Below are 10,519 nucleotides of genomic sequence, written 5' to 3'. Positions count from 1 at the left end.
TTATTATCTTTTAAAGTTTGTATTTTAATATCTGCATTCTCTTGAAACGAAATATACTTATACACCTTATTATTCTTTATTATTTTTTTCAGATATTCTATTTTATATGGTGTTGCCATATCAGATTTATCTTTTAAATTACCCATTCGTTTTAAGTATTCATCATAAAAGCCTATTCCATACATCTCTCTCACCTTCCTTTGTATATTATATCGTCATTTTCACTTCTTTTCCACAGAAAAAAACGCCCCTGCCAAGCCGGATCGTTATCCATCTTCTATATCAAATTACCTTAAACATCTTTTGCGACATCGGTTTCTCCTTCTTCTGCTCAACCTCCGCTTGTGCCTTCCTAAACTCTTCCATTCATTTCAGTTCTTCCTCAGCATCAGCAAATCCGATATGCGTGTACACATTCATCGTGACTGATATATCCGAATGCCCCATGAGGTACTACAGTGTCTTTGGATTCATTCCCGATTTTGCCATATTCGAGCAATACATGTGTCGGCATACATGAGGTGTAATGTTTGGCATCTGCACCCGGTAGATATCATTGTATCTGCCTACCATGTGGTTGAATCGGTGCTGCCAGTGCATTGCCACAAGTGGCATTCCATTATCATCGTAAAATAGAAATCCACTATATCCATCTATAGCTTTCTCCACTTTCGGTGCATTTCTATCCTCAATGATTGCCTGAAACATTCCTTATAGGCTTCAATCGGAATCAGAATTCTTTCTCCGATTCGTATTGTCGGGAATCCCAGTGTCTTTACCAGTTCGTATGCCTTTGGCAGACTGATTCCCATCTGCGCAGATAACTCCTACACACTCATAGTTGTCTTTTCCATTACGATTCCTCCAATCTTAAATATTGGGGTGTCCGTCTCACCACAATGCAGTTTCAATACAACCGCTCTTGGCAGGTTACCAATCTCGGCAGTTAGCACCGACTTACGAAGTGGGAACGGGATGAAATTTTCAAGGTGCGACTTCAAAAATCTGTTGTACTGTTTTGTAAAGAATTTTGTTGTTTTCAAGAGTATTTTAGTATATAATGTAACCGAAGTCTAAAAACCGACGGTAACGCTAATGGTTACGGATTAACGATAGGTTTGTGAGGTGAGAAGATGCCATTTAATTGGAACGGAGACTATATTCCGTCTAAAGCAGATAAAACAACAGACATATTGGGTTCAAAAGAAATAGGTGGTATTGGACAACTCATATACCACCCATTCAGATTTGCAAGTTATGATATCAGCTATGATGGAAAAGATTACTGTGCCTATCCCGTATGCAAGAAGGGGCAAGAACCAACATTTCCTAATGATGATACTCTGACAGGACGAGGAATCCTTGTAAGCCTATGTAATCTCGCAAAGGTAATAGACAGCTTTGAGAACAAGATTCCTAAAGAACAACTTATAGTCAGATGGTGCATGGAGAATATGCATCCTTACAGCATTGACTTTATCTACTCAGAACTTATAGAAAATTTTGATATCAATACCATTGACGCAGAAATGGTCGAGCATGATGGAATCTTTGAGACTGAAAGATTTATGAGTGATTTAGGAAAACTTTATAATGCCGTCCGATTCTATGTTGCACTTGAAGGAATTCTATTTGCCGAAGATGATGTAACATATAATCTTTATGAAGAAGGACGATACTTTGAAAGTTACTCCTACTTTGAGAAATACAAACATGCAGTTCCCGAAGTACCGGATGATATAGTTGGTGAACCCAACACTCCTCAAGAACTGTTGGAAAGCATGATGCGTACTAATCAGTACATAGAAGATCATCCTATAGAACAACCGCCGGAAGGTTCGTTTGATTTTAATAATAATCCCTATGATGATTATGACGAGCTTCGGAAAACGCTTGCAGACTTTATTCCGGAATTCAATATGAAATTAAAACTTAATTCTGCTACCGGGAAATACGAATTTTCTGCTGATATTGATTCCGTGTTTGATATAGCATGGTACACTCTCGCAAGAATGATTTCAGAAGACTCTGCTCTTGAAAATAAAGTCAATAATGATTCAAGACCAGAAGGTATCATGATATGCTGCCATAACTGTGGCAAATTTATAATAAGGAAAAGTAACAGACAGGAATTTTGTGATTCCGAAGAATGCCAGAAAGTTAGAAATGCTCGAAAACAGAAAGCCTATCGTAAACGAAAAGCATCTGAAAAGGCTCATTTAGCACAGAAAAAGAGACAAAAATCAAAACAATCTGACGCAAGTCCGGATTAATGCACGGCATTCTCTATAAGTTATTTGTATGTGTTTATAGAGAATTATAAGAAAATAGCCTTTTATCTTGGCTGACGGAATACCCCCTATGCAATTTCGTGGAAATATGCGTTTGAGGGACATCGGTCTTTAGGATGAAATAATACAGAGAAAATACTCCCCTATGGGTGAAGTGAAATGAGGTGTGATGTATGCGATATATTGGAGGAAAATCCAATTTACTTAACGATATTAATAATGTAATCACACAACGAATGATTAACGTTAATACCGTAATTGATATATTTTCTGGTAGCGGTGTAGTTTCTTCTTTTCTTAAACGAAATGGCTACAATGTCATCGGAAATGATATTATGTACTTTTCATATGTTTTAAGTAGAGGCTCTACCGAGTTAAATCATACTCCTGCTTTTGCTAATTTAGCAATTGCTGACCCTATAGCCTTCCTAAATAATTTAGATATTGCAAATACTGATATAAATCTTGAGGATTGCTTTATTTATCAGAATTATTCACCACATGACAACGTGGCTCGAATGTATTTTCAAAATGATAATGCCATAAAAATAGATATTATAAGAATTACGATAGAAAATTGGCATATGGAACATCTAATTAATGACGATGAATACTATTACTTGCTAGCAGCTCTCATTGCAGCAGTTCCTTATGTTAGTAATATCACCGGTGTTTATGGTGCCTATCTTAAACATTGGGACGCAAGAACATACAACGTGCTTACAATAAAAGCACCTGAAATTATAGCAAATAATTTTACCGCTACATTCCATAATGATAATTGTGATATATTGCTTCCAAATATCGTTGGAGACCTTTTGTATGCAGACCCACCATATAACTCTCGACAATATCTGCCTAATTATCATATTTTAGAAACAATTGCTAGATATGATTATCCTAGAATACATGGAGTTACTGGAATGAGGGATTATCAACAGCAACGGTCGGATTTTTGCACCAAAAGAGGAGTCGAAGGAGCATTCAGACGTTTAATTGAAAATGCAAATGTACGTTATATACTAATTAGCTACAATAACGAAGGACTTCTATCTACTGAGCAATTGTCCTCGATATGTCAAGATTACGCTATAAATAATACTTTTGTATTTCAAGAAATTGATTACCGAAGGTATAACAATGCTGGAACAACACCCAGAAGAGTTACAGAACAGTTATATTTCTTCGAAAAATAAGGAAGTGATAAATAATATGTACGATAAGTCACCACTAAACTATGTCGGTGGAAAATATAAAATGTTACCTCAAATCATGCGTTTCTTTCCACGAAGAATAAATAATATGTATGATTTATTTGCAGGTGGATGTGATGTTTGTACAAATATTCAGGCCAATAATATATTTGCTAATGATATTAATTTTTTTGTAATTGACATCTATAGAGCGTTCCAAGCTATGAATATTAATGAACTACTTGATGTCATAGACGGAATCATTGAAGAATGGGATTTAAGCATGGATAACGAAGCGAGTTATTTAGCTTTTAGAAATCATTACAATAGCTTACCTGTTGCACAACGAAATCCGATTGAATTATATGTGCTTGTATGCTATTCCTTCAATTATCAATTTCGTTTTAACAATCATCATGGTTTTAACAATCCGTTTGGTAGAAATCGAAGTAGTTTTAATTCAACTATGAGAGAAAATCTTATTGTTTTTCATAGCAAACTTAATAATATTCAATTTACAAGTTGTAATTTTCTTGACTTGAATCTGGCTTTTTTGGGTCAAGGTGACTTCCTATATGCCGATCCACCATATCGAATTACAACAGCAAGTTATAATGATGGACGCAGAGGATTTGAAGGCTGGTCTTTAGAAGATGATTTAAGATTATTCGAATTATTAGATGATTTGAACCAAAGAGGTGTTAAATTTGCTCTCTCAAATGTAACGCACCACAAAGGGAATACAAACGATGCTCTTATTCAATGGAAAAGGCAAAATCATTATCATGCGCACAGAATCAATTACAATTACAATAATAGTAATTACCATTCACAAAATACAAACCAAGAAACTAGAGAAGTATTAATAACAAATTATTAATGAAAAGGAGTGACTAAAATGGCAGTTAAACGTACTTTTGGCTGGGTTCAGAATCCGGGAGATTTAAAAAAATTAAAAAAGGTAGTCGGAATTTTCAAAGCAGGCTCTGCGGAAAATTTAGATTTAGTATCAAACAAACTTCCTTTATTATTGACCTATGGTCTAATCAGTAATGATGATTATAATGACTTCATTGCAGAATTGAATAAGACTGACATAGAAATTGATTATTCAAAGTTAAAAGGAAAAGGTTCTGGTTCCAGAACAAGAAAAGACGCTATTTGTACCGGAATAATCCAGGCCATTATTGAGGCTCAACAAAACAAAACATATTCAGATGTTGCAGGTAATTCCATAACTATAAAGAAACCATATACTGATGATTGGACTGCAGAAGGCTTTTTGAGATGGGCCATATCATGTGGTTTACTTGAATATGTCAAAGATGATGATAAATGTAAAATTACTCCTTTAGGGGAAGAACTTGCTAATGCTCCGGATAATTCTCCGGCCGAAACAGAGGCATTAACAAAAGCACTTTTGTCTTATCCTCCTGTTATAAGAATATTATCATTATTAGAAGCACAAGATGAACAAACAAAATTCGATCTAGGTTCCAAACTCGGATTTAAAGGTGAAATGGGTTTTACATCTATGCCACAAGACGCATATCTCTGCGATTATTGCGAAGCTACAACAGCAGGTGAAAGAACCAATGTGCGTTCAAATGAAGAAGGTGATTCCGATAAGTATGCACGAGGAATTGCTAGTTGGTGCATGCAGATGGGGTGGGTAGAATCCAATCAAAAGGATGTTACAGAAACATATAGAAGGAAGAGCTACACTGCAAAGCTTCAAACATATTCGATTACTAGAAAAGGCGAAAAAGCTCTGATTAAAGCAAGAGGTAATTCAAGCAATCCTCGCTTAGCTAGAGTTCTTATGTTTGAAATGCTTGCTTCAAATAAAGTGTCTAGTGCTAATTATTTGCGATTTGTTCGCGCTTGTATAATTAAAGCTCTTACAAGTTCCGATAAATCAACCGACCAATTAAAAAAAGCTTTAAAAGGTTATGAATTAGATGTAGATGACACTGCTATAAAAGACCATATTGAAGGCTTGATTTCAATTGGCTTGGAGATTACAGAAAATGCTGGTAAATATAGATTACTTGATAAAATTGAATGCTTAGAAATTCCAGCAAGAACAGAGTGTGTTAAAGATAATGTTGTTGACATTAAAGATAGGGTTAGAAATAAGCTTATACATCTTGACCATAAGTATCTTGCGCTTATCGACTTGGCATATAGTGATGCTGCTTCTAGAGCAAAAAAGAATGCCGACGCAAGAGAATTTGAAATTCAGACAGCTGACTTATTTACAAAGGAATTATCGTTTAATGGACAGAGACTTGGTGATTCAAGAAAACCAGACGTTATTATTTCCTATGGTTTAGATGGCACTATTGTTGATAATAAATCATATAAAGATGGATTTAATATAAGCCGTACTTGTGCTGATGAAATGAGTCGCTATATAAACGAAAATAATTTAAGGCAAAAGTCCTTGAATCCAAATGAATGGTGGAAAAATTTCGACTCCACTATTACCGCTTATACATTTCTATTTATCACTTCATACCTCAAAGGTCAGTTTGAAGACCAACTCGAATATGTGTCTAATGCTAATGGAGGCATTAAAGGAGCTGCCATTGGCGTGGAAAGTTTATTGTATCTTTCTGAAGGAATAAAAGCAGGTCGAATTTCACATGCTGATTTCTACAGTAACTTCAATAACAAAGAAATGATTTATACCGCCTGATATTCATAGAGTATAACAAAGCCATAATCCCAGTAGTCTTGGGAAAGGCATTCAATTCCATGATTATCACTATGCTACGAAATGTTATACTCTTTATTCCAGGAGTAATAGTAATGAATCTATTTGGGAAGTTACCCGGTGTAATTGCTACTCAACCAGTGGTTGAAACGATTGTCGCAGCAATGAGTATCATTCTGTATGTTATCAATAAACGAAAAGTAATTGAATAATATGCATAAACTAAGCCGCGGGCATCCAATTAGTCCTGCGGCTTTTGCTTTACGATTTGAGGTCATAGATTAAAATTTGGTATATCACACCATCGGCAAAACGCCATTCTTTTTGCTCACCGCACTATTTTTTAGCCGATATAACACTTATATCATCTAATAAGTTTTACTTTCATTTTCTCACATGATCATGAGACTTTTTCGTTCAAATTGTACAATCATATGTAAAAGGTGGATGTTCCTTATCAAAATAAAAATGGCGAAGTGCTTATCGTAACACTCCGCCGAAAGCCTAACCGATTTGAGCAAAAAATGCTTGGTTAGGTCTGCTTTATTATTTTATGCAATTCCTCTGCATTTATACACTTAAATGTTATTTCCAATCCGCAGGAAGATTCATTGCTGCGAGACTGACCACACTATTATTATTTTGAATCAGCTTATCGAAAGCATTTACAAATACTGTCCACTCCTCATCAGATGAACGCAGGTACTTCTCCATCATGATTGTCAAAATTATGTTTGATAAACACATCATTAGAGCGAGCAATTTCTGACGCTACAGTAGCCATATTCTGCCAATACTGTTTTTTCTCTTTAAAAATCGATGAATCTTGCAAAACAAGTGGTTCTCCGTGTATAAGCAATGCTTCCACCAATCGCACTCTCAAAGCAACCTCCCTAGACGAAATCCAGTGAGGTCACATAATTACGCTTTCTGTTTCGGTACAAACTCAATCTTAAGAGCCATTCCCATATCATCCGCTAATCTTTTAAGCAAATTGACAGACGGATTTCTTGTTCCATTTTCAAGCTTACTAATATATGCCTGCATTACAGCCATGAGGATTGCCTCTAGCCAACTGACTTATCGCTTTAACCTTGTTCATGGTTTTCAACACATCTCTATGTCTACAAAAATGTTATCAATTAACTAAAAACTGTTCAATATTAATACCGTTGACAATTCACCATTAACAATTCAAATAAAACACAATACTGTTGATTAAATTAAAGATGTTTGCATTCATCTTTGAACCTGACATCATAGGCAGGATTCCAACCTGCACTTCATGATTATGAGTCATGCGTGCTTGCATTGCACCACTTAAGTCAAGTAAACCAATTTATTCAGAATTGGTAATATTATATTGTAACATAACCCTGTTACAGGGAAGCCAGATTTAAGGTTTTCGTAATGCAGGCGGTTTTACTATTCTACTTCAATTAATGTTGTAGCATTAGATACTTTTATCTGTGTATCCAATTCTGTCAAAAGAGTGTTTCGCTTTTCTTCCAGCGCCTCAAGTTTCTTCTTGACATCCAACGGATCCACCAGTTCGGTAGTATTCTCCTTCACATATGCTTCTACAACTCCCAAAGGCTTTTCGTCCTTTGTCTTACTGTCTTTTCCAAGAATACTTAGTCGCATCTCCTCTGCTGTAGATTGAGCTGACTGTTCTTCTTATCACAGAACTGTACACGCTCACTATATTCATTCGCAAGCTTATTCTGAAGTCTGCCCTCGAAATCAGCATTGTTCCCATAACCGCCCATGCCACGAAGTCTGCTTCTGAGTGCAATAGCTCCTGCAACTGTAAAATTACCATATGAAGTAGTTATCTCTGAACTTGCATTGGACGCTACAATCGCAGCATCAATCTTCTGAAACCTTTCAATCAGATCAAGAATCTGCTGATAGGCTGATTCCGCCTGTTTAGCATACTCATCCTTTGCAATCCGCTTTGCATATACTTTATCTTCATTCGGTTTGATTGTATCAACAAAGCTTGCCTTAGCAATCTTGTCTGCAATCTTCTTTACTAACAAATCTCTTTCATCAAGAGCCTGTGTTACTAACATCTTATCGCTCATATAATAATCCTCCCTTAGAACGTTATCTCTATAAACTATTCTAAGGTAGAATGTATAATTTGTCATTGAAGCTGTAGTTCAAAAAATCATGCTGCCTGATTCTCGTTTAATTTATCATAGTACACAAATAATCTTTCCGTCTGACAATCCATCGGTTTAACATTAATCTCAGGAACAATGCATTCCTTGTTGCCACGCACAATTTCATCAATCGGCACCTGAAAAAATTCACTTAACGCATACAAATTATCAATCGATGGCATATTGACGCCATCCAGCCAGCGATATACACTTTGAACACAACCAAGATTAAGATAATCCTGCACATTCTTTGCTGTAATTCCTCGCATAGTCATAATTCTGCTCAGATTAATACCTGTCTCTCGTTTGTCAATTACTGGAAACATAATCCCCTCCATTATCCTGTATAATCATACATATCATATTTACCTTATGCTCTGTTCTTGCATAATCATCCCTGTATGTTCAATAACATGCCTGTATTCTGCACAGTTCTTAGCCCCCGCAATATATCTGATTGCCTCAACAACCATATAGGCATCTCCTTTTCTTGTATCCACCTTCAATATATCCCCAGGCACAACTGGTTCCTTTTTATTATATATCCATTTAAAATACTGCGGTCCTCTTATGGTTATATCTGATTCGGACACATTAACATGACGACCTACAACAATCTTTGCGTGTGGTATGGTGGAATCTGCCTTATGTATATTAAACTTCCATTGCATACCCATATCATTCTGGTATTTATTAGCTAAAAGCCATGTTATATACCCATCCATAATACAATTATTTTCGTCTATTAATATATCATGAGGTAATTCCCCTGTCCTCTTATAATAATCCTCATAATACTTATATTTCTCAGGTCTTGGTTCTGTCATCCCTGAACAGTCAATCCTGCTTAAAGATATTGTACTTAGGCAATCACTCACTAATATAGCTGTACTCATATCTGCAACCCACTTGTTCTTATTAAGTATCTGCATAACATCATGCATAATGTTGTCTCTTTTACCCTTATCTTGTGGAGCATATACTGAATATCCCCCAACATATTTCATCCCACATGGTCTCAGCATATCACTTATTTTGTGTTGTACATTTATTATATCAACTATATCATGACACTTTCTATCAAACAATATATATAACGCCTCATTCATATCTATATTTCCCCTTAATATATATTTTATATTTAATATATTAAGTTATACAGATACATTTGTCATTGAACTTGTAGTTCAAAATTCTTGCTTCCATCTCTAATTTATGAATCAAAGCATCCGTTTCTAATCTAGCCTTGTTTTTTTGCCTCCATCCAGTCTTACCAAAGCCATGGCTTCTTAAAACACTCTATTGCACTATCTGGTAAATACTCATCTTTGTATTCTTTATAAGTTATCTCATAAGAATCATATATTTTATTGTTTGGTGCAAATAACGGTTGATTCCAAAATCTATTATTACAATCTTCTAAGCACATAAACATTATTGAAGACATCATGCCTGACACAATACAATCTTTATGATAGCAAATCTTCGTTGTAAAAGACTCGCCTACACGAATTTTTCTATCGAACATCGTTGAATAACTCAACCATCCATATTCCAAAATCATTTTTGCATTAGAAACATCACAAAGCATAGTATCTTTTTTTATATGTACATACAGGACTAACGCACCTAATATCTGTTTTTCCAGCATTTTTAAATTCATAAATAACACAACACCATTCTTCTTCATTAAAATAGTCTTTGTTATAATGTGCCGTCACAATATCATTCTCAACTGACACTTTTCCCATTTTTGTCATGAACAAATTAATATCACATTCTTTTTTAAATTTGTACGCAGAACATTTTATGTATTCTTTATACTCGATTATTTGTAACTCTGGACGATCCTCATATATCTTTTTCTTTTCTTTTATGTCTTCTAGATTTTCTTTTCGCTTATCTAAAAGCAAGTTAACCATTCCACCAGCTACCGCTCCTGTTATTGCACTTACTATTGCATTCATTAATTCATTTGTCATATTATTAATCCCATATATAATTTTCTTAATCCAACGAGTCCCTATCACTCAGCATACTCCATAGATTTCACCACATTTTTCAACAAATCCTTAAATTCCTTAGTCCCTTCAACATACGTTTTATCCTTATTCGTAAGTATGTATAAAGGATTTGTTTCCGTCAAAT

Annotated in this window: 13 protein-coding genes; 4 read left to right on the top strand and 9 right to left on the bottom strand. The window is 35.1% G+C overall.

The features are described from left to right. Both DW963_RS05390 and DW963_RS13960 read right to left on the bottom strand, forming a co-directional pair. On the bottom strand, positions 1-185 hold a 185-nt coding region (locus tag DW963_RS05390; protein WP_147347581.1), incomplete at its 3' end, for a hypothetical protein. A gap of 268 nt (positions 186-453) precedes the next feature. Beyond that, entirely contained in the window at positions 454-708 is a 255-nt protein-coding gene (locus tag DW963_RS13960; RefSeq protein WP_330375534.1) for a tyrosine-type recombinase/integrase, read from the bottom strand. Positions 709-1,133: 425 nt separating this feature from the next. On the opposite strand from DW963_RS13960, the gene DW963_RS05375 reads away from it, so the two are divergent. The 4 genes from DW963_RS05375 to DW963_RS05360 all read left to right on the top strand — a co-directional run bounded on the left by DW963_RS05375 (position 1,134) and on the right by DW963_RS05360 (position 6,185). Then, positions 1,134-2,273: a hypothetical protein gene (locus DW963_RS05375; RefSeq protein WP_117914147.1), complete on the top strand. Its 1,140-nt coding sequence runs from the start codon at positions 1,134-1,136 to the stop codon at positions 2,271-2,273. A gap of 191 nt (positions 2,274-2,464) precedes the next feature. Further along, a complete protein-coding gene (locus tag DW963_RS05370) occupies positions 2,465-3,487 on the top strand; it encodes a DNA adenine methylase (protein WP_055287054.1) in 1,023 nt (340 codons plus the stop codon). A gap of 16 nt (positions 3,488-3,503) precedes the next feature. Next, entirely contained in the window at positions 3,504-4,364 is an 861-nt protein-coding gene (locus DW963_RS05365; protein WP_172678264.1) for a Dam family site-specific DNA-(adenine-N6)-methyltransferase, read from the top strand. 18 nt (positions 4,365-4,382) lie between these two features. Continuing rightward, the gene (locus DW963_RS05360; RefSeq protein ID WP_117914146.1) at positions 4,383-6,185 is read left to right on the top strand and encodes a restriction endonuclease FokI C-terminal domain-containing protein; all 1,803 of its coding nucleotides are present in this window, start codon (positions 4,383-4,385) and stop codon (positions 6,183-6,185) included. Between the two features lie 706 nt (positions 6,186-6,891). On the opposite strand, the gene DW963_RS13610 is transcribed toward DW963_RS05360, so the two are convergent. The 7 genes from DW963_RS13610 to DW963_RS05320 form a co-directional block, all read right to left on the bottom strand. Further along, positions 6,892-7,086 carry a hypothetical protein gene (locus tag DW963_RS13610; RefSeq protein ID WP_502694403.1) on the bottom strand — a complete coding sequence of 65 codons (195 nt, stop codon included), beginning with the start codon at positions 7,084-7,086 and terminating at the stop codon, positions 6,892-6,894. Between the two features lie 38 nt (positions 7,087-7,124). After that, positions 7,125-7,259, bottom strand: a complete 135-nt coding sequence (locus tag DW963_RS05350; RefSeq protein ID WP_117914145.1) for a helix-turn-helix domain-containing protein — start codon at positions 7,257-7,259, stop codon at positions 7,125-7,127. A 369-nt stretch (positions 7,260-7,628) separates the two neighbouring features. After that, positions 7,629-7,847: a hypothetical protein gene (locus DW963_RS13605; protein WP_286169060.1), complete on the bottom strand. Its 219-nt coding sequence runs from the start codon at positions 7,845-7,847 to the stop codon at positions 7,629-7,631. Continuing rightward, positions 7,838-8,290, bottom strand: coding sequence for a hypothetical protein (locus tag DW963_RS05340; protein WP_286169059.1), 453 nt, complete (start codon positions 8,288-8,290; stop codon positions 7,838-7,840). The genes DW963_RS13605 and DW963_RS05340 overlap by 10 nt, the downstream gene beginning before the upstream one ends. An 86-nt stretch (positions 8,291-8,376) precedes the next feature. Next, positions 8,377-8,697 carry a helix-turn-helix domain-containing protein gene (locus DW963_RS05335; protein WP_117914144.1) on the bottom strand — a complete coding sequence of 107 codons (321 nt, stop codon included), beginning with the start codon at positions 8,695-8,697 and terminating at the stop codon, positions 8,377-8,379. 39 nt (positions 8,698-8,736) lie between these two features. Next, entirely contained in the window at positions 8,737-9,480 is a 744-nt protein-coding gene (locus tag DW963_RS05330) for a hypothetical protein (RefSeq protein ID WP_117914143.1), read from the bottom strand. Between the two features lie 471 nt (positions 9,481-9,951). Further along, complete coding sequence (locus DW963_RS05320; protein ID WP_147347580.1) at positions 9,952-10,353, bottom strand: hypothetical protein; 402 nt, start codon at positions 10,351-10,353, stop codon at positions 9,952-9,954. Positions 10,354-10,519: the final 166 nt, after the last annotated feature.

The organism is Eubacterium sp. AM46-8 (genome assembly GCF_003466705.1).
GTDB lineage: Bacteria > Bacillota > Clostridia > Lachnospirales > Lachnospiraceae > Lachnospira.
The sequence above is the reverse complement of the archived record's forward strand: the minus strand, read 5'-3'. Positions and strand labels throughout refer to the sequence as shown.

Bases quoted from the DNA above. Each gene is read 5' to 3' on its own strand.
- DW963_RS05360 (WP_117914146.1), top strand. From the start codon at position 4,383: ATGGCAGTTAAACGTACTTTTGGCTGGGTTCAGAATCCGGGAGATTTA.
- DW963_RS05370 (WP_055287054.1), top strand. From the start codon at position 2,465: ATGCGATATATTGGAGGAAAATCCAATTTACTTAACGATATTAATAAT.
- DW963_RS13605 (WP_286169060.1), bottom strand. From the start codon at position 7,847: ATGCGACTAAGTATTCTTGGAAAAGACAGTAAGACAAAGGACGAAAAG.
- DW963_RS05340 (WP_286169059.1), bottom strand. From the start codon at position 8,290: ATGAGCGATAAGATGTTAGTAACACAGGCTCTTGATGAAAGAGATTTG.
- DW963_RS05330 (WP_117914143.1), bottom strand. From the start codon at position 9,480: ATGAATGAGGCGTTATATATATTGTTTGATAGAAAGTGTCATGATATA.
- DW963_RS05375 (WP_117914147.1), top strand. From the start codon at position 1,134: ATGCCATTTAATTGGAACGGAGACTATATTCCGTCTAAAGCAGATAAA.
- DW963_RS05350 (WP_117914145.1), bottom strand. From the start codon at position 7,259: ATGGCTGTAATGCAGGCATATATTAGTAAGCTTGAAAATGGAACAAGA.
- DW963_RS05320 (WP_147347580.1), bottom strand. From the start codon at position 10,353: ATGACAAATGAATTAATGAATGCAATAGTAAGTGCAATAACAGGAGCG.
- DW963_RS05365 (WP_172678264.1), top strand. From the start codon at position 3,504: ATGTACGATAAGTCACCACTAAACTATGTCGGTGGAAAATATAAAATG.
- DW963_RS05335 (WP_117914144.1), bottom strand. From the start codon at position 8,697: ATGTTTCCAGTAATTGACAAACGAGAGACAGGTATTAATCTGAGCAGA.
- DW963_RS13960 (WP_330375534.1), bottom strand. From the start codon at position 708: ATGTTTCAGGCAATCATTGAGGATAGAAATGCACCGAAAGTGGAGAAA.